At 58.3% G+C, this 19,002-nt stretch carries 19 protein-coding genes; 13 read left to right on the top strand and 6 right to left on the bottom strand.

All coding sequences use genetic code 11. The features are described 5' to 3' along the window. The first annotated feature begins 331 nt into the window (after positions 1-331). From B3Q33_RS01665 to B3Q33_RS01635, 7 genes are all read left to right on the top strand, one after another. Positions 332-1,675, top strand: coding sequence for a TRZ/ATZ family hydrolase (locus B3Q33_RS01665; protein WP_272961689.1), 1,344 nt, complete (start codon positions 332-334; stop codon positions 1,673-1,675). 13 nt (positions 1,676-1,688) lie between these two features. Then, positions 1,689-2,387, top strand: coding sequence for a bifunctional 2-polyprenyl-6-hydroxyphenol methylase/3-demethylubiquinol 3-O-methyltransferase UbiG (gene ubiG, locus B3Q33_RS01660; protein WP_337896632.1), 699 nt, complete (start codon positions 1,689-1,691; stop codon positions 2,385-2,387). Positions 2,388-2,557: 170 nt separating this feature from the next. Beyond that, positions 2,558-3,238, top strand: coding sequence for an HAD-IA family hydrolase (locus tag B3Q33_RS01655; protein WP_273009269.1), 681 nt, complete (start codon positions 2,558-2,560; stop codon positions 3,236-3,238). Next, complete coding sequence (locus B3Q33_RS01650) at positions 3,235-4,011, top strand: YciK family oxidoreductase (RefSeq protein ID WP_035246535.1); 777 nt, start codon at positions 3,235-3,237, stop codon at positions 4,009-4,011. Before B3Q33_RS01655 ends, B3Q33_RS01650 begins: the two co-directional genes overlap by 4 nt. A gap of 296 nt (positions 4,012-4,307) precedes the next feature. Then, complete coding sequence (locus tag B3Q33_RS01645) at positions 4,308-5,474, top strand: putative solute-binding protein (protein ID WP_272974466.1); 1,167 nt, start codon at positions 4,308-4,310, stop codon at positions 5,472-5,474. A 124-nt stretch (positions 5,475-5,598) separates the two neighbouring features. Beyond that, positions 5,599-6,681: a putative solute-binding protein gene (locus tag B3Q33_RS01640; RefSeq protein WP_272974465.1), complete on the top strand. Its 1,083-nt coding sequence runs from the start codon at positions 5,599-5,601 to the stop codon at positions 6,679-6,681. A gap of 129 nt (positions 6,682-6,810) precedes the next feature. Beyond that, positions 6,811-8,004, top strand: coding sequence for a putative solute-binding protein (locus tag B3Q33_RS01635; protein WP_272974464.1), 1,194 nt, complete (start codon positions 6,811-6,813; stop codon positions 8,002-8,004). A 363-nt stretch (positions 8,005-8,367) separates the two neighbouring features. Here B3Q33_RS01635 and B3Q33_RS01630 read toward each other — a convergent pair whose 3' ends face one another. Beyond that, positions 8,368-9,729, bottom strand: a complete 1,362-nt coding sequence (locus B3Q33_RS01630; protein WP_272974463.1) for an ABC1 kinase family protein — start codon at positions 9,727-9,729, stop codon at positions 8,368-8,370. Between the two features lie 175 nt (positions 9,730-9,904). Between B3Q33_RS01630 and B3Q33_RS01625 the strand changes: the two genes are divergently transcribed. The 6 genes from B3Q33_RS01625 to B3Q33_RS01600 all read left to right on the top strand — a co-directional run bounded on the left by B3Q33_RS01625 (position 9,905) and on the right by B3Q33_RS01600 (position 15,939). Continuing rightward, positions 9,905-10,933, top strand: a complete 1,029-nt coding sequence (locus B3Q33_RS01625) for a hypothetical protein (RefSeq protein ID WP_273009268.1) — start codon at positions 9,905-9,907, stop codon at positions 10,931-10,933. A gap of 64 nt (positions 10,934-10,997) precedes the next feature. Beyond that, complete coding sequence (locus B3Q33_RS01620; RefSeq protein ID WP_272975498.1) at positions 10,998-12,011, top strand: putative solute-binding protein; 1,014 nt, start codon at positions 10,998-11,000, stop codon at positions 12,009-12,011. A 186-nt stretch (positions 12,012-12,197) separates the two neighbouring features. Next, complete coding sequence (locus B3Q33_RS01615) at positions 12,198-14,528, top strand: TRAP transporter large permease subunit (RefSeq protein ID WP_272975499.1); 2,331 nt, start codon at positions 12,198-12,200, stop codon at positions 14,526-14,528. Positions 14,529-14,700: 172 nt separating this feature from the next. Then, complete coding sequence (locus B3Q33_RS01610) at positions 14,701-14,853, top strand: hypothetical protein (protein ID WP_156964860.1); 153 nt, start codon at positions 14,701-14,703, stop codon at positions 14,851-14,853. Between the two features lie 5 nt (positions 14,854-14,858). Beyond that, entirely contained in the window at positions 14,859-15,221 is a 363-nt protein-coding gene (locus tag B3Q33_RS01605) for a PilZ domain-containing protein (protein ID WP_272975500.1), read from the top strand. Next, complete coding sequence (locus B3Q33_RS01600) at positions 15,214-15,939, top strand: class I SAM-dependent methyltransferase (RefSeq protein ID WP_272975501.1); 726 nt, start codon at positions 15,214-15,216, stop codon at positions 15,937-15,939. The genes B3Q33_RS01605 and B3Q33_RS01600 overlap by 8 nt, the downstream gene beginning before the upstream one ends. Positions 15,940-16,139: 200 nt before the next feature. On the opposite strand, the gene B3Q33_RS01595 is transcribed toward B3Q33_RS01600, so the two are convergent. The 5 genes from B3Q33_RS01595 to rnd form a co-directional block, all read right to left on the bottom strand. After that, complete coding sequence (locus tag B3Q33_RS01595; RefSeq protein ID WP_273009266.1) at positions 16,140-16,595, bottom strand: HIT family protein; 456 nt, start codon at positions 16,593-16,595, stop codon at positions 16,140-16,142. After that, positions 16,592-16,939: a hypothetical protein gene (locus B3Q33_RS01590; protein WP_272975503.1), complete on the bottom strand. Its 348-nt coding sequence runs from the start codon at positions 16,937-16,939 to the stop codon at positions 16,592-16,594. The genes B3Q33_RS01595 and B3Q33_RS01590 overlap by 4 nt, the downstream gene beginning before the upstream one ends. Positions 16,940-17,002: 63 nt before the next feature. Further along, entirely contained in the window at positions 17,003-17,440 is a 438-nt protein-coding gene (locus B3Q33_RS01585) for a YcgN family cysteine cluster protein (protein WP_272975504.1), read from the bottom strand. A 7-nt stretch (positions 17,441-17,447) separates the two neighbouring features. After that, the gene (locus B3Q33_RS01580) at positions 17,448-17,753 is read right to left on the bottom strand and encodes a YcgL domain-containing protein (RefSeq protein WP_272975505.1); all 306 of its coding nucleotides are present in this window, start codon (positions 17,751-17,753) and stop codon (positions 17,448-17,450) included. Then, positions 17,753-18,826, bottom strand: coding sequence for a ribonuclease D (gene rnd / locus B3Q33_RS01575; protein WP_273009264.1), 1,074 nt, complete (start codon positions 18,824-18,826; stop codon positions 17,753-17,755). The genes B3Q33_RS01580 and rnd overlap by 1 nt, the downstream gene beginning before the upstream one ends. Positions 18,827-19,002 lie beyond the last annotated feature (176 nt).

Raw genomic sequence — 19,002 nt, 5'->3', positions numbered from 1 at the left:
CAAGTATCGGGAAAGCCCCTGCGGCTTTCCCAAGCCGGCCCTTGATCAGGGCCGTTTTCACAGCGTGCCGATGGCACCCTGTGCAGTCTGTTCTTATGACAGCCCGCTCGCTGCCGACAGCGGCGGACCGGGCGTACATTCCTGCTCCTGGCACGAAGCCCGGAAAAGCCCCGGATGATAGCACAACCGGGCGGCTTCGGCGCCATAGTCCACCGCCATTGTTATCTTGGCGGCAAGAGCGCCGCTGACACGCTATACTGCGGCCTCAATTTGAGGGCAAGCCCCTCTAGCAGGCTGCTGAAAAGCCCGCCAAGATATCAAGGAGTTATGCATGAGCGACAATCAGGCTGACCTGATCGTCCACGCCCGCTGGATTGCCCCGGTCGCGCAGGACAAGGCGCCCAGTGCCGAGGTACTGGAAAACCATGCCCTGGTCGTCCGAGATGGCCAGATTATCGACCTGCTGCCCGGCGCCCTGGCCGACGAAAAATGGCAGGCTGATACGGTCACCCGGCTGGACAGCCACCTGCTGATTCCCGGCCTGATCAATGCCCATACCCATGCCGCCATGAACCTGCTGCGTGGTATCGCCGATGACCTGCCGCTGATGACCTGGCTGGAAAAGCACATCTGGCCGGCGGAAGGCCAGTTTGTCAGCGAGCAATTTGTGTTCGACGGCACCCGGCTGGCGGCGGCGGAGATGATTCGCTCTGGCACCACCTGCTTTGCCGACCAGTACTTCTTCCCGGCCAGCGCCGCACGCGCCACCGTGGAAGCCGGCCTGCGCGCCAGCCTGTTCTGCCCGATTCTGGATTTCCCCACGCCCATGGGCGCCGGGCCGGAGGACTACCTGCGCCTGGCCACCGATGCCATGGACGAGTGGCGCCATGACCCGCGCATCCAGATCGGTTTCGGCCCACACGCTCCCTATACCGTGTCCGACGGCCCCCTGCAGAAGGTGCTGACCCTGGCCGAGGAGCTGGACGTGCCGATGATGATGCACGTGCACGAAACCGCCGGAGAGATCCAGATGGCAGTTGGCAACACCGGTGAGCGGCCGCTCACTCGCCTGAAAAACCTGGGCCTGCTCTCGCCACGTCTGCTGGCGGTGCACATGACCCAGCTCACCGAGGACGAAATTGCGTTGGTGGCCGAAACTGGCACCCAGGTCGTGCACTGCCCGGAATCCAATCTGAAGCTGGCCAGCGGCTTTGCACCGGTGGAAACACTGCGCAAGGCCGGGGTCAACGTGGCCCTGGGCACCGACGGTGCCGCCAGCAACAACGATCTGGACATGATCGGCGAGGCCCGCATGGCCGCCTTCCTGGGCAAGGGCGTCAGTCTCCAGGCCGACGCTCTGCCCGCCGCCGAAATACTGCAGATGGCCACCCTGAACGGGGCCCGCGCCCTGGGCCGGGACGACCAACTCGGTTCACTGGAAATTGGCAAACAGGCGGATATGGTAGCGGTGGATCTGAACCGTCTGGAGACCCAGCCGGTCTATGATCCGGTGGCGCAACTGATCTATGCCGCCAGCCGCGATCAGGTGACACATACCTGGGTGGGAGGGCGCTGTTTAATGGACAACCGCAAACTCACCACCCTCAACGAAGCCGTGATCCTCAAGAATGCCCAGCAGTGGCAGGAAAAAATTGCCGGAGCCGACCGTGACTGAACAGCAACCGCAGATTCCCAATGTAGACGCCGGAGAAATCGCCAAATTCAATGCCCTGGCGGATCAGTGGTGGGACCCCAATTCCGAGTTCCGCCCGCTGCACGACATCAACCCGCTGCGACTGAACTACATCGACGAGCGCGTCAGCCTGCCCGGCAAGAAAGTCATCGACATCGGCTGCGGCGGCGGTTTGCTGTCCGAAGGCATGGCCCGGCGTGGCGCCGAGGTCACCGGTATCGACATGGGTGAAGCGCCGTTGTCGGTGGCACGCATCCACGCAGAAAAAGCCGGTGTAGCGGTTGAATACCGGCAGATTCCGGCGGAACAGATCGCCGAGGAACGGCCCGCCCAGTACGACGTGGTCACCTGTCTGGAAATGCTGGAACACGTGCCCGATCCGTCATCCGTGATTCGCGCCTGCGCCACCCTGGTAAAACCCGGTGGGCAGATTTTCTTCAGCACCATCAACCGCAACCCCAAGGCCTTCCTGTTCGCCATTGTCGGCGCTGAATATGTGTTGCGCCTGTTGCCGCGGGGCACCCACGAATACGCCAAGCTGATCAAGCCCTCGGAACTGGCCGGCTGGGCCCGGGACGCGGGGCTGGAAGTGAAAGACACCACCGGCATGGTCTACAACCCCCTGACCCAGGTGTACAAGCTGAACCGGGATGTGTCGGTGAACTACCTGATGCACGCGGTTAAAGCAGAATAATTTTCCCTGTAGGAGCGCCGCTTGAGGCGCGAAAAAACAGTTTCGAGGTACGAGTAACGCGTTGCGAAAGACATGACAGGTTTTGCTTTTCGCAACTCGAACCTCGTTACTCGCTTCGCTCGTTTCGCGCCTCAAGCGGCGCCCCTGCAGCGGCGTTGTAGAGAGAATCTATGAACAAGCTTGAAGCCGTTTATTTCGACCTGGACGGCACCCTGATTGATACCGCTCCGGATTTTTATACGGTGCTCAATACCCTGCTGAAACAACATGGGCGGCCGGAAGTCAGCTATTCCGCAGTGCGCGCCAATGTCTCCAACGGTGCCCGCGCGCTCACCGAGCTTGGTTTTGGCGCAGGGCCGGAGGATACCGAATTTCCGCCGCTACTGGATGAACTTCTGAACGCCTACGAGCAGCATCTGGCTGTGGATACCTGCCTGTTTCCCGGCATGGCAGAGACGCTGGACTGGCTGGATGCCAATGGTCTGCCCTGGGGCATCGTCACTAACAAGCCGTCACGGTTCACCGGGCCGGTGCTGGCGGGCCTGCATCTAGACCAGCGCGTCAGCGCGGCAATCTGCCCGGACCATGTAAAACAGCGCAAGCCGGACCCGGAAGGGTTGCTGATGGCGGCTCGCCAGGACGGCGTAACCCCGGCCCACTGCCTCTACGTGGGCGACCATCTGCGTGATATCCAGGCTGGCCAGAATGCCGGTATGGCCACCGCCGTGGCGGCCTTCGGTTATATCGACGCGGATGATGACCCCCACGACTGGCAGGCCGATTATTATCTGGAACAGGGCAGCGATCTGTTGCCTCTGCTGCAAACGATGAACACAAGGAGTACCGCATGAGCGAATTATCATCCGTGAATGCACAAGCACTGGCTTACCAATGCCCCGCCGATGCTTTCAAGGATCGCATTATCCTTGTCACCGGCGCGGGCGCCGGCATCGGCCGCAGCGCCGCCCTGACCCTGGCTCGCCACGGCTCCACCGTGATCCTGCTGGGACGCACCCCGGAAAAGCTGGAAAAGGTCTACGACGAGATCAAGGCCGCTGGCGGCCCGGAGCCAGCCCTGGCACCGGTGAATCTGGCGGTGGCCCGCCCGGAAGACTTCCAGGAACTGGCCGGCCTGTTCGACAAGGAATTCGGACGCCTGGACGGCATCCTGCATAACGCCTCCGTGCTCGGCGACATCACTCCGCTGGAGCGCTACGGTGTCGGCACCTGGGACTCGGTCATGCAGGTGAACGTGAACAGCGCCTTCTACCTGACCCAGGCCATGCTGCCGCTATTGCGTGCCAGCGACGATGCTCGCCTGCTGTTCACCTCCTCCAGTGTTGGTCGCAAGGGCCGCGCCTTCTGGGGTGCTTATGCCGTCTCCAAGGCCGCCACCGAAAACCTGGCACAGGTGCTGGCCGAAGAGCTGGAGAACACCAGCAACATTCGCGTCAACACCCTCAACCCCGGCGGCACCCGCACCGACATGCGCGCGCTGGCCTACCCCGGCGAGGACCCGCAGACACTGAAAACCCCGGACGAGATCATGGCCCCCTACCTGTTCCTGCTCGGCCCGGACAGCCGCGATGTGAACGGGGAATCCATCGACGCGCAGCCTAAGTAAAAACTCTGAGTTGAAAGTTAAAAGTTCAAAGTTGAAAAGGCGCGATCACGTTTGGACCGTCTCTGTCCGGTCCAGTGCCAGCGGCCAAATGCAGCGCGGGCACTGGACTGAAATGAACCCCCGGCCCTGCCCGCGTTTCAACTTTAAACTTTGAACTTTCAACTCGCTCCACCATTGACCCTTTCGACGGGGATTGCCGTAACGCGGTCACCCCCTGCGCCAAAGCTCTCCCTTATCCTGCCAGCGCGTGATAAATGTATTATCTATAACAAGAATGCGGCATCAGGGAGATCACCATGCGCACCCCCATTACCCTTTTCTTTCTAGTCAGTCTGCTGTGTTCATCACTGAGCGCGGCCAACCTGACACAAGCTCAAAAGCAGCAACTCCAGGCACTACTGCCCGGCATCACATTGAATGACTCCACCCTCGAAAAGCTCGAGGATGTGTTTTACACCAGAGAGATGCCGGTTCGCAGCCGACTTAAAGCCATCAGCCAGATGGTGGGACTGGATCAGATGCCCGCCGGCAGCACCCTCAAACGGACCATCTGCATCTGGGATATCGGCGGGCGTAACGGCGTGGTATTCAATGCGGCTATGGAGCAACGGGCGCTGGCCCTGGAATACGGCATCAACCTGGATCTGGTGCCTTACACCAACGAAACCGTCATGGTGGATGAGCTCAAGGCCGGCCGTTGCGATGCTGCCCTGATGAGCGGATTGCGTGCTCGCCAGTTCAATCTTTACAGCGGCAGTGTGGATGCCATTGGCGCAGTGCCGTCCCAGAAGCATATGCAAACCTTACTTAAAGTGATGGCTCATCCGAAACAGGCTGGTCACATGGTACAGGGGGATTATGTGGTGATGGGCATCTACCCGGCGGGTGCCGCACATATTTTTGTTAACGACCGAAGCATCAGCTCCCTGGCCAAGGCTGCCGGCAAACGGGTTGCCGTTCTCGATTATGATGAAACCCAGGCAGAAATGGTGGCGGCCATCGGTGCTACCCCCGTTACCACCGATATCGTCAGCGCTCCCAACAAGTTCAACAACGGCCAGATCGATATTCTGCCCGCCCCGCTGGTCGCCTATGAAATTCTCGAACTGTATAAAGGCATGAGTCCGGATGGTGGCGTGGTCGACTATCCGCTAACACAACTTTCCATGCAGTTGATCGGTCGCCTGGACAAGTTTCCCAATGAGGTGGCGCAATTGATTCGTGAGGCCTCCTTTGAAGCCTACCCAGACGTGATAAAGCGCATTGAAGTGGAAACACGCCGAGTGCCTGAGCGCTGGATGATCGCTATTCCTGACAAGGACAAGCGGGAATACGAAGTGATGATGCAGGATGCCCGCGATGCACTGCGTGCGCAGAAATACTACAGCAGCGACATGCTGGATCTGCAGCGCAAAATACGCTGCAAATTCGACCCCACCCGCTCGGAATGCAGCATCACTTGAGCTGACGTTGAAGCGGGCATTACGCGGCGCCACCAGACGCCGCGTACAATTGTCATACAGGCGGTAAAACTTCCCTCCCCTTCTACATGCTATAAGCATGACAACGAATGACAAAGGAAGCGTCATGGGGAATTATCGCACCCTTATTACCAGCCTTCTGGGCTCGGCCCTGCTGTCTCTGGCTTGCACCAGTCAGGCTCTGACACTGACTCCCAAGCAGGAAAAACACCTGACGGAAGCGCGTGAGGAAATGGGCCTGGGCCCGGACGATATGCTCAAGCGTCATATCTGTTTGTGGGATCTGTCCGGTCGCTCCGGCCCCATTTTCAACGGCGCCACCAACCTGCGCCTGGATTTGCTCCGCTATAAAATTGATATCAGCCTGGAGGCCTTTACCAACGAAGGTGCCATGGTCGCATCATTGAAAAACGGTCAATGCGACGCTGCCCTGATGAGCGGTTTTCGCGCCCGCCAGTTCGTCCGCTTCAGCGGTACTATCGATGCCATCGGCGCCCTACCGTCGCTGAAGCATATGGATATGCTGATGCGATCCATCGCTCTGCCTCAGCTCAGCGAAAACATGGTCAGCAACAAATATCAGACTCTGGCAGTTACCCCCGCCGGCGCCGCCTATTTATTTGTCAATGACAAGAGGCTGAATTCACTGGAGCGCGTCGCAGGGAAAAAGATTGCCGTACTGGATTTCGATCCCGGCCAGTCGAAGATGGTTGCACAGATTGGTGCCACCCCGGTGGCTACTACCCTTGCCACGGCCCCCAACCAGTTCAACAACGGCAGCGTGGATGTACTGCCCGCACCTCTCGTTGCTTATCAGGTATTGGAACTTTACAAGGGTATGGAACCCGACGGTGGCATCGTTGATTACCCCATTGTTCAGCTCACCGCCCAGTTGATTGGTCAAACTGATCGTTTTCCTCCCGCATTCGCGGCAGTGATCCGGGAAGTGGCAGCAGACAGCTTTTCGTCTATCCAGAGCGCCTTGGAAAAAGAAGCGGGACAGATCCCGGCAACCTGGTGGATCGACGTGGATCAACATGAAAAACAGGAATATGACAGCATGATGCGCGCCGCGCGTCTGAAACTGCGCGAAACCGGCTACTACGACGCCACCATGCTGAAGATCATGAAACGTATTCGTTGCAAGCTGGATCCTCAGCGCCCCGAATGCAGCCAGGATACGGAATAAGGATTACGCAGCAATATCATCGTTGGCATCGCGGCCAGCCATCCCGGCTGGCCAGCCAGCGACTCATCGGTCACGACTGTCACAATGGGCGTTCAACCTGAAGCAACAACTTCCGGTTCAAACAATAAAATGCCCATGGAGGCTTGCGTGACATTTTTTCGCCATCTGCTCATTCTTCCCCTGCTGATCGGCGCCCTGATCGCCCAGGCAGACAACCAACTGAATCTGACGCCAGCACAACAGGCGGAACTGGAAAAGTTTGCCCCTGGTGTATCGCTCACCCCCGAGCTCGCTGAGAAGCTGCGCGCCATCGCCTACGACCAGAGCCGCAGCCTCGACGATCGCATCGACGCGATGCAGAAAGTGGCCGGCTTCAGCATGGGCGAACCCCTCAAACGACGCATCTGCATCTGGGATATCGCCGGTCGCGCAGGACCGATCTATAAAGCTGCCGAAGACCAGCGCACCCGTCTGCTGGAATACGGTGTGGACCTGGATATTCAAGCCTACACCAGCGAAAGCGTGGTAGTGGAAGACCTGAAGGCTGGCGTCTGCGATGCTGCCCTGATCACTGGCCTGCGCGGTCGTCTTTTCAACAAGTACACCGGCACCATTGATTCCATCGGCGGCGTACCCAGCGACGAGCATATGAGAATCCTGCTGCAGGTCATGGCCAGCCCCAAGTCTGCCGACAAGATGGTGAGTGGCGAATACGTCATTCTCGGCCTGGCCTCTGCTGGTGGCGCCTATGTGTTCGTTAACGACAGAACCATCAACACCCTGGCCAATGCAGCGGGCAAGCGGGTAGCCGTCCTCGACTATGACCCGACCCAAGCGGAAATGGTCTCGCAAATCGGCGCCACCCCTGTCGCCTCCGATATCGTCTCTGCCCCTAACAAGTTCAACAACGGCGTCGTCGATGTCTTGGCCGCCCCACTGGTGGCCTACGAGGTGCTGGAACTTTACAAGGGCATGTCACCGGACGGCGGCATCATCGACTACCCGCTGGCGCAGATCACCATGCAACTGATCGGCCGCAAGGATAAATTCCCCAACGAGGTGGCACAGCTGGTTCGCGAAGAGTTTTTCAACAGCTACCACCTGATCAAAGAGCGGCTGGACCAGGAAGCGGCCAAGGTACCGGACCGCTGGTGGATCGACATCCCGGATGCGGACAAACGCGAATACGAAACCATGATGCAGGAAGCTCGCCTGACCTTGCGCGAAAAAGGCTACTACGATGCGGACATGCTGACCCTGCAACGCAAGATTCGCTGCAAACTCAATCCGTCGAAAGGGGAATGTGCGGATCCGGTGGAGTGAAAAGCAGCTACGAGCTATAAGCTTCTAGCTGCGACGCGGCAGGGACTTGCAAAGCACGCGGCGCCCTGCCCGAGGTTTTTCCATGAAGTTACTTGTAGGCGGTCCAGTAAAGGTTGTAGGAGCCCATGCTTGCATGGCGAACCGAGCGTAGCGAGCGAGGCGGCAAAGGAGAAACCTAGCCGCCGTTCTTTCTGGAAAGACCTGTCGAACACTCAAATGTCTGATCGCCCTGCGGTCGATTTCCGCGCAAGCGCGATTCGCGGCTCAAGCGCCGCTCCTACAGCGGCTTCGTAGAAATGACGAAGCACGAGGAACATTCCAACCTTTGCCTACCCTACCAGTGCAGCTTGTAGCTAGCTGCTTTTAGTGCAGAAAACCGCCCGGCATATCATCAATCGCGCCGAACATATCGACGCGATTATCACTGAACATATCCATTTCAGGTGCCAGCACCTGCACATAACGATCGAAGTAGAGGAACTGCTTGAGTAGCAGGGCGAATTCGCGAGGGAAACGAATGCCGTGGCCCTCACCGATTTTCACCAGATCCATCAGCAAGCGGTTCACTTCCTTGTCGTTGCGGTCGGCCTGCACCAGAGCAGACGGATCGACCTGGCCAAGCGCCCCTTGCAGGCTTTCGATATCCCGCGCCAGCGCATCCACATCCACCTCTTCCCGGGTCATGCCAATGATCGCCATGGCCTCCGCCATCTGGCGAACATCACCACGTCCGATGGCATCAAAGAATTTGGCCATGCCATCCCATGCCTCACGGCGGATCCGGCCGACAATACCAAAGTCGATGAATCCCACCCGACCGTCTTCCAGCAACATCAAATTGCCAGCATGCACATCCGCATGGAAGAAATCGCACAGCATCAGGCTGGAGAACCAGGTATTCAGTGCAGAGATCAGAGTTTGCGCCGGATCATCCGTATATTGCCTGAGCACATTCATGTCGGTGAGGGGCACCCCGAAGAAGCGCTCCATGGTCAGCACCTTGCCGGTGGTGTGAGACATGACCGGATCCGGCGCGACAGCCGAGGTATTGCCGGTGTCACGCAGGAAAGCATTGAACGCCTGGAGATTGTGAGCCTCCTTGATGAAGTCGCACTCCTCCAGCATGCCGGCCTGCAACTCCTCGATCACACCGGAAATGGCGGAGCGCGACAGACCTGGCGCCAGCCGCTCGGTAACCCGGGCAGCAAAGTAGAGAAAGTTGAAATCCGTCAGCAGCACATTACGGACACCGGGCCGCTGAACCTTGATCACCACGTCCTGGCCGTTTTTGAGCTTCGCCGCATGAACCTGCGCAATAGACGCACTGGCCAATGGCTTTGGGTCGACAGACTGATATAGAGACTCCAGCGATCCACCCAACTCTTTCTCGATCGTTTCGCGAATATAGTGAAATGGCAGTGCCGGGGTACGGTCCAGGCAGCGCTGAAATTCCTCGACATACTCTTCCGGGAAAATCGACGGCGAGCTGGCAATAAACTGCCCAAGCTTGATGTAGGTGGTACCTAGGGATTCAAAGGTCGTGCGCAGCAAAGCCGGTACTGGCGGGCGATCGCCGAGCATCCAGCTTAACCCCTGGCGACCGACCACCCCGATCGTCTCCAGTATCCGCCAGCCGCCACGGGCCGTATTCATGGCCAGAGAAACACCGCTTCTCTCGCCTGCCAGCCAGGCCTTCATGTCTTTGATATCAGTATGGTCGGTCATAATAAAGTCTTACTTTCCTGGTGGGTGCGCTGCACAACGTAACGTATTCCATCATAAAGCAAATTTATTGTTTGTAATTGCTTGCAGGCTTTTTTGTAATTGCCGCTTGTGCCAATGGACGGACTTTCGTACCTTTGAATCCGCTAATTCGAGAACAATAACAAGGAGCTTTAGAATGGGTTCTCTGACCTTGACAAAAATGTTACGACATTCCCGTCTGGCCCTGGTAGGGGGCGCCATCCTGGCTCTGCAAGGCTGTGGCGTCATCTACAAGACAACCGGGGACGTGCTGATCAGCTTCGGCCGCTCCGAAATGCTTCCCTACATGCTCACGTTTGATGATGTACGCATGGCCTGTGTCACCGGCGAAGCCCAGACTCCGCTGCTGATGGCCTTTGAACGCGTCGGTTCTCACCCCGAGAAGCTGGGTGCCATGGTCTTCACCACGGCCGCCACCTGTGCCGAACAGATCGCCATCGATGCCGAGTTGCGCTACATGCGTGCTGTGAAGGATGGCAATGTGAACGAAGCCCAGGACGCCCGCATCGAGCAGAAGCGCTGGTCTGCGGTTGCAGCACAGCGACAGTATACCGCCTACCAGAACATGCTCACCGCCTTTGGTGAACAGAAAGAAGGCGAATGTCCCAAGCTGAAAACCGATTTCGACGAACTGGTATGGATGGTCGGCAATATCTCCGGTGTCCAGGCCCTGCTCAATGATGGCGCATCCGATGGCGCCGTGGGTGTACCCCGCGATCTGGCTGCCAAGGTTGAGCGAAACATGAAGTGCCTGGAGAACGACAAGTGGTGGGGTGTGCCACGCGGTGCCCGTGCTGCTGTCTGGAACCTGTTGCCGATGCTGGCTCCGCCCAATGCCGAGCCATGGAAAGAACTGGAAGCGTCCGCCAAAGCCGGCTTTGACGGTGGCGTTCGTCTGGGCAGTGCCCTGTATGCCATGAGCGCCTTCAGCAAAGGCGATGACGAACGTATGCGCAAAGCCATTCGTGACTTTGCCGCCAACGACCAAAACCTGGACCCGGAATATGCCATGATGGATGCCATTGCCGGCTTCATCGTTACTGGCATCTCCGACCGGGAATGGACAGAAAATACCGGTAAGCGCACCCCTATTGGTGGTCTCGGTAGTTTCTGGGATGACGCCGCCAAGTCTGGACCGGCGATCAATATTGACGATTTGCTGTAAGCCTGTTTGCGGCCCCGGTTGGGGCCGCTTTGAATTAGATTAAGAAGTAACCAGGAGACAAGCCATGCGCTATTTGAAGGCGTTTACCACTGCAGCCACTGCTGCACTTGCATTGACATTCAGCCCTGCCCAGGCCGCTGAAGAGCGGACCATGTGTGTGTTTGACATCATCGGCGCCAACGGTGACATCTATAACATCATGAAGGATTACAAGACCGCAGCCCTCGGCTGGGGTGTTGACCTGGAGCTGAAGCCCTACACTGACGAGAAAATCGCCTCCGAGGATCTGAAAGCTGGCCAGTGTGATGCTGCCGTGCTCACCGGTATCCGTGGCCGCCAATTCAATAACTACACCGGCAGCCTGGACTCCATCGGTGCCATCCCCTCCTATGACGCCATGCGAACCGTCATAACCGTGCTGGCCAGCGGCAACCCGTCCATCAATGAGAAACTGGTTTCCGGTCCCTACGAAGTGGGCGGCATTGCTCCCATGGGTGCCGCCTACCTGTTTGTGAAAGATCGCACCATCGACACTGTGAGCGAGCTGTCCGGCAAATCCATCGCCGTACTGGAATACGACAGCGCCCAGGCCAGCATGGCGTCCCGTGTTGGCATGTCTCCGGTAATGTCTGACATCACCAACTTCTCCGGCCGTTTCAACAACGGCTCTGTGGACATCTGCTTTGCCCCCATTGCTGCCTACTCCGCGCTGGAATTGTACAAGGGCATGCAGCCGGACGGCGGCATGATCGACTACGTGCTTGGCCAGCTGACCGCCCAGGTGATCCTGAAGAAAGACCGCTTCCCGGACGGTTTTGCAAACAGCTCCCGTAAGTACATGCTCGGCCAGTTCGACCGTGCCATGACCGTCATTGAGAACGCCAACAACGAAGTCGACAAGAAGTGGTGGATTCGCATCCCCGAGGCCGACAAGCTGCGTTATGACGAAATGATGCGCGAAGCCCGTATTGCACTGACCAATGATGGCGTTTACAGCAAGGACATGATGTCCCTGCTACGCAAGGTGCGCTGCAAGGAAGAGCCTTCCCGCGCGGAATGCGTTAATCCGGTCGAGTAAGCCTATAAAGATTCAAGCGGGGTCTCGCGGCCCCGTTTTCCCTAGCAACCTACTTCTGTCACCCGGCCTGCGTCTGCCGGGTAGTCAAGGTGTTTACACTGTCCTGGAATGCGGCAAAAGGCTTTGAGGGCCCATGGGTTGCCTCTTCCCCCAATCCAAGACGGTATAACAATAACCGGGTGCACAATGGACAAACCTTCTTCTATGAAAGTGGCGAACCGTTCCGTCGGTGAATGGTTGTCATCGCTACCAACCCTGATTCTCCTGTTGCTGACGGTATTTCTCGCGTCAGGGGAAGTCATTCACTCTCAATTGCTGAAAATTGGTGAAAATACCTGGGAAGGCTACTTCCAGTTACGGGGTGCTGGCATTCTCCAGGAACCGACCTGTAATCCAGACGCCAATATTGATGAACAGCTGGAAAAAGCCATCATCAGAAAGAAACAACAGATGGCAGATGACCCTCTTGCCGGCATGTTCGGCACCGAGGTCAACGAAGACGCCCTGCGTACTTCGCTGGAATCCTCGCAGCAGATTTGCCGAGAGAAATGGGCCACCTACACCATGGTGCAGGAGAAAGTGACCCCTGGGGTCATTGCATTCCGGACCCTGGAAGGCGGTGTGGCCAAGATCGTGACCACGCTAGGCCACTACAAGCGACTGCTGCTCTGTATTCTGGTGATTATCTGTGCTGCCACAGCCACCCTGACACGTCACCATATTTCCCTGCGTCCGGCACAGACCCGCAAGGACCATTTCGTTTCCAGTCTTGGCCAGCTTTCCGCCAATGTGATGTTGCTGATGTCTGCCTGGATTTACCGTGGCGAAGAAGTCAGCGCCATGGCCGACGGGGTTCAGGTCAACCACTTCTATCTTCACCAGTTCTGGATCGCTGGTTTCGCGTTGCTGTCCCTGGCCGCGCTCTGGCAGTTGGTCAAGCCCCCCAAGGATCTGGAAGAAGGCGGTAGCTGGGGCAAAGCCCTGCTGACCATTCCGCTGTACAGCTTCATGTGTATCACCGCAGGCATCCAGTTCGTCAGCCAGGGCTATTACCACGGTATCAGTGTCTACCTGGGCATGATGATGGAACTGTCCACCCTGTTCCTGAGCCTGGCTCTGTACATCTGGATCGGTATGATGCTGCGCCAGACCAAGATGGCCCATCTGGTGTTTGATGTACTGCGTCCGTGGAAAATGTCCCCGGAACTGATGTGCTTTGTGGTACTCGCCGTTACTGCGATTCCTACCGCCTTTACCGGCGCCTCCGGTATCTTCGTTATTGCTGCCGGTGCCACTATCTACAACGAGCTGATCCGTGCCGGCGCCCGCAAGCAGCTGGCTCTTGCTGCCACTGCCATGTCAGGTTCCATGGGTGTGGTACTGCGTCCCTGTCTGCTGGTGGTCATCATTGCCGCCCTGAACAACTCCGTAACCACGGACGAACTGTTCACCTCAGGCTTGAAGATCTTCGGCCTGTCGCTGCTGCTGTTCTTCATCTACAGCCAGTTTGCGCGGACCGAAGCGGCCCGAATTGCCCCCTTCTCCGAAGCCGTGCCGGCCAGCATCAAGCGCCTTGTTCCACTGCTGCCCTATGTGATCATCATGGGTACGGTGCTGGTGTTCTTCCGGGACCTGCTGGATACCGAGCTTAACGAAAACTATGCACCAATCATCCTGCCGGTAATGCTGCTTTCCATTCTCATCTACGAGAAATTGAGCACTAAATCCCTGCATTTGTTTACTGTGGTACTGGTTCCTCTCCTGGCGTACTCCATGTACAACCTGGTAGGCATCAATGCGATGCTGGAAGCTGGCAATATTCCCACCGGCACCTCCGCCGAGGATCTGGAGTCCCTGTTCTGGGGGCTGTTGTGGCGCAACCTGTTCCTCGGGGGTGCGGTATTGCTGCAGTACTTCATGAAAAAGCCGCATATCGACACCCATTACGAACCGGAGAAAGGGGTTGGCGAAAAACTGGAGACCTCTCTGCGTTTTGCCACCAACGAGACCACCGGCCATATTGGTGCCCTGCTGATGCTGATGGCACTGTCCGTAAGCGTAGGCGGCATCATCGAGCGCTCCGGTGTCATGGAGAACCTGCCGGAAACCTTCGCCAACGTCTGGCTGGCCATGACCCTGCTGGTAGTGACCATGGTGATCATCGGCATGATCATGGACCCCTACGGGGCGGTGATCCTGGTGAATGCCACCATTGCACAGATAGCCTTCGACAACGGCATTGCGCCGCTGCACTTCTGGATGATTACCCTGGTAGCCTTTGAGCTGGGTTATCTGTCACCACCGGTGGCACTCAACCACTTGCTGACGAGACAGGTAGTCGGCGAAGCCGAGGTAGAATCGGCCAAGCTGAAGGAAGGCAGCTTCTTCCGTCGCTATGAGAAGTTCCTGCTTCCCATCGCGGTGATGCTGACAGCGCTGCTGCTGGTATCTTATCTACCGTTGATGTCCGATTCGGTGCATGAGTACATGTTCCAGAAGATCGAGATTGGCGGCTAAATTCCGCGCTGATCTCAACCCACCAAAGAAGGAGCCTCAGGGCTCCTTCTTTTTTGTCTGGCATTCGGCCGACAATCCAACACTCAAGTAGCAGCCTGATTCGATACCAGTTTCCTATCGTCGGCGGATAGCTGATACTGTAAAGTATCCACACAAATCAGGGAGATGGCTGATGAGTAAAACGCAGGAGACCCGCACTCCACGGGAAACCGAACCCTTGCCGAAAACGGTTAAACCCGCCCTGCTGTTCCTGCTGTTCCTGGCAGGGGTAGTCGCCACCATGGCGATTGCCGCCTATGCCGTCGACAGAATGATTTACGGATAAATCCTATGGCAACGGCAATGGACAATCGTCGCTTCCCCCGCACCTCACGTGAAGAAAACCTGGCGCTAACCCTGCTACCCAGCCAGTCAGGCTCTCTGGATCCCGCTGATCGTCTGTATCTGACCACACACGATGTCTCTCTAGCGGGCATCAGCATTGAGCTGCCTGCTCCGATCAAGCCCAATACCGATGTGGAGCTGTGGGTGGCCCTGCTCGAAGAGCACGGCACCTATCATCTCTACGGCACTGTGGCATGGTGTGCGGCTCCGGAAGGCCAGCTCCTGGCAGGTATTGCCCTGGATCTGGAACGGGCGGATGGCCGACTGTGGTCTGCCCACTTCGACGATGACGGTTTTTTCAGTGACTGAATCGCTGTTTCAGCGCGGCAGTCAATACCAGCAGTTTCGCCCCACTTACCCCCCTTCCCTTTTCCAATGGCTGAGCAATCAGAGTGCTGGCCATGATCGTGCCCTGGATTTGGGCTGCGGCAGCGGACAAGCCAGCCAGGGCCTGGAGCCCTGGTTCCAGCAGGTGCTAGGTGCCGACATCAGCCATGAGCAGTTGCTGGCAGCCCCGGCCTCGCGGAGCCACTATCTGGTCAGCATGGCCCAACGATTACCGCTGGCAGACGCCAGCCTGGACCTGATTACCGTCGCCCAGGCTTACCACTGGTTTGATCAAGCTGTCTTTCAGGCCGAAGCGGAACGCACCCTGCGCACCAACGGCGTGCTGGCGCTGATCAGTTACGGGATCTGTGAGGTGGCAGGACTGGAAGGCATGATCCGGGACTTTCACGACGGCCCGCTAGCGCCCTGGTGGCCCCCTGAAAGGGCCCAGGTGATCGCCGGCTACCCGGACGCCGATCTGCCCTGGCCGGCACTGCCCTACCCTGGTGACACCATCAGCCTTAGCTGGTCCGCCACCGACATGCTCGGCTATCTGGACACCTGGTCCGCTCTGGTTCAGGCCGCCCGAGCCGGGGAGAACCCGCTGGACGACTTCGCACCAAGGCTAAGACAAGCCTGGGGGAATACACAGCGCACGGTTCGATGGCCATTGCGGCTGCGTGCCTGGCGCAAACAGTGAACAGTGAACAGTGAACAGTGAACAGTGAACAGTGAACAGTGAACAGTGAACAGTGAACAGTGAAGGCTGCGTTTCCTGTATCACCTGTCAAGGTTTATTGATTTTTACGCAAGAGGCCGAGCCCAAATATGAGCGCGGCCTCTTGCATCTCAGATACCGGCAAACTCCAATCCGCGACGCTGTTAACTATTCACTGTTAACTATTTAGCTGCTTCCGGAAAGTGCTCACCCAGCAGGCCAGCCAGGCGATCCAGTCGTTTGCGGCGGCGGGCCAGGCCGAAGACGTTGAGCAGTCGGGTAGCCCAGGTGAAGGCAGTCGCCAGGGTGTCGCCACCGCGGCGGGGGATCACGTGCACATGAACGTGGGGCACGTGCTGGTTGGCTTCGCGGCCATCATTAACCACCACGTTATGAGCCCTCACCGCCAATCCGGCCTTTTTCTGGGCCATGATGGTGCGACGAGCCAGATCCATCAGGTGATGCGTCAAGGAGCTATCCAGTTGTTCCAGCAGGGGCGCATGGGTCTTTGGAATCACCAGACAATGGGCTTCGCGGATCGGAAACAGGTCGAGAATGACCATGGCCCGGTCATCCTCATAGACCACGCTGGCGGGCAGCTTGCCGTCACGGATCTGACAGAAAATGCACTCGCTCATTGCTCAGCGGCCCCAGCGCTCTGCTTGCGCCGTTGACGCCACAGTTCCAGCACCGCCACGATCAGGGCCACCACCAGCATGGCCAACAGTGGACCACCGGCACGCCACAGGCTCACATCTTCCTGGGCCAGGCCGTCGAACAGCGTGACCACCCAGGCCGGCGCCCATTCATCATGCTGCGGTGATACCGACCAGGGAGTCAGCAGCATCGCTGTCAGCAGAATACGCAACGGTACCTTGGCCCAGACGGCCAGCGGCCGGGTCAGCCACCACCAGACGAAGAGCACACCCACACAGCCCAACAAGTACGCCAACCAGCCCCACATATACGCTTGTGTTGTCACAATGACTCCCATCCGGTTCAGTCGTGGATAAAGCAGGCCGCCCTGAGCCCAGGCGAAAGGCGCCTACTCTATCCAATGAATAACATGCTCTTCCCAATCATCTTCGTGCACAAGCTGCTCGGAGACCACTCGCCCGGCCACGCTGATTCCCGCCTGCCTGACCGTTCCCGCATCCCCACTTATAAGCGGATGCCACTCGGGCAATGGCTGCCCATGGGCACGTAGCCGGTAGGCGCAAGTGGACGGCAGCCAGGCGGTGTTTCGTGCCACTGCTTCGGTGACCTGGATACAATCGGGCACCTTGCTAAAACGGGTATCGTACACCCGGCACTGGCATTTTTGGCTATCCAGATAACGACAGGCCAGATTCGTGAAGGCCAGCTCGCCACTGTCCTCATCCTGCAATTTCACCAGACAGCAGCGGCCACAGCCGTCACACAGCGCTTCCCACTCCGGTTTCGACAACTCGCCCAGAGGCAGTTCCCAGAAACGTTCGCGCATGCCCTTCTCAGGCATCCGGCCCTGCCGGTTTGTCCGGATGGCCATCGGCCATGAACATGTCTTCATCCGGTGGCGGCGGCATTTGCAGGTAGAACCCCTTAATGCGGATGTCATCCATGACTTTGGCCACTTCGGCACGGGCCAACGGCCGGTCCGGGCTGAGAATCATGTCGCTCACATGCACCGGCTTGCCAAACTGATTCAACAGCACCTCGGGCAGATCTCCGGTTCCCTTCTGCCGATCCACATACAGGTACATGCCCGCCTTGCGGCGGCTTTTATAGATCGAGCAGAACAGCTTGCCCTTCAACATCAAAGCAACTCCAGTAAGGGCCTGGTGACAATGTCATGGCGCCAGCCGGTGAGTGGCTCGGGCACCTGATCCGGATGACGAATCAGGGATTCCAGCCAGCGGCGGCGCATCAGCACATCCGGTTTCATATTCATGGACTCGGCAATCTCACCGACCCGTTTACGCAGAATCTTGGCCAGTTTTTTCTGGTGAGCATCCGGCGGCCCCGGCAACGGCTCAGGCGGCGCGCCACGCCGGCCCTCTTCCAGCAATTCCAGAATGGTATCACCATCACGGCGGACCACCTTGGGATGCAGACCCAGCTCCGAGAACAAACCCCGGTCACTGCGGCTGGAACGCGCCAGGTCCAGTAGCTGGGCATCCTTGAGCACAAAGCCCTTGGGCAGATCCCGCTCCCGCGCCATGCGATCACGCCAGGGGGTCAGCACCGCCAGCACCGCCAAGGCCTGACCCTGAAGCAGGCCGGCGCCTTTCACATTGCGCCAGGCCTTTTCCGGGGCGGTTACCGCCTGGGCCTGGGCCAGCAGCCGCTCGCACTCTTCCCGCCACCAGCTCTCGCGGCCCAGGTTCACCAGCCGGCCACGGAGAATGTCGGTCACCTCGGGCAGGTATTTCACATCATCCTCGGCATAGAGCAACTGCTCCTGGCTGAGCGGTCGCTTCAGCCAGTTGGTGCGGGTGGCGCCCTTGGGCAAGTCCACCCCGAGCAGCATCTGTACCACCTTCTGGTAACCCAGCTGCATGTCCTCGCCGGTGAGGGCGGCGGCAATCTGGGTATCTTCGATGGCCGCCGGGTAGTCGCCGCTGAACGCGGCGATCGCCTCCAGATCTTCGGAACAGGCATGCATCACCAGGGTGTGCTGCTGAAACATAGGCGCCAGATCCGGGCCGCTCGTTTTGGTGGTATCGATCAGCCGGATCTGCTCACCATCGTGAACCTGCACCAGGGCCAGTTGCGGCCAGAAGGTGCGCTCGCGCATGAATTCGGTATCCAGGTAGAGAGGCGTTGTCGCCGCCAGCCCGGAGCGCCAGGAGGAGATGTCGTCGCTGTTGTCACACCAGAGATAAGCCATGAAGTCGCCTGAGTCTGAATTGGCGACGATTATACGGGCTCAGGGCGGCACATTTCAGCAACGCAGGCCCCCGATCTGGCATTTATCCGCAACTGGACCAGATAACCGCCTGATGGCAGTGTGAAAAATTGCACTCAGCGGGTCGAATAGCAGCGAAATATCCCCGCTCACGCTCA

It is taken from the genome of Alcanivorax sp. UBA3183, assembly GCF_002364155.1.
In the GTDB taxonomy this organism is placed as follows: Bacteria; Pseudomonadota; Gammaproteobacteria; order Pseudomonadales; family Alcanivoracaceae; genus Alcanivorax; species Alcanivorax jadensis.
This window is presented reverse-complemented; position numbering and strand designations above follow the sequence as displayed.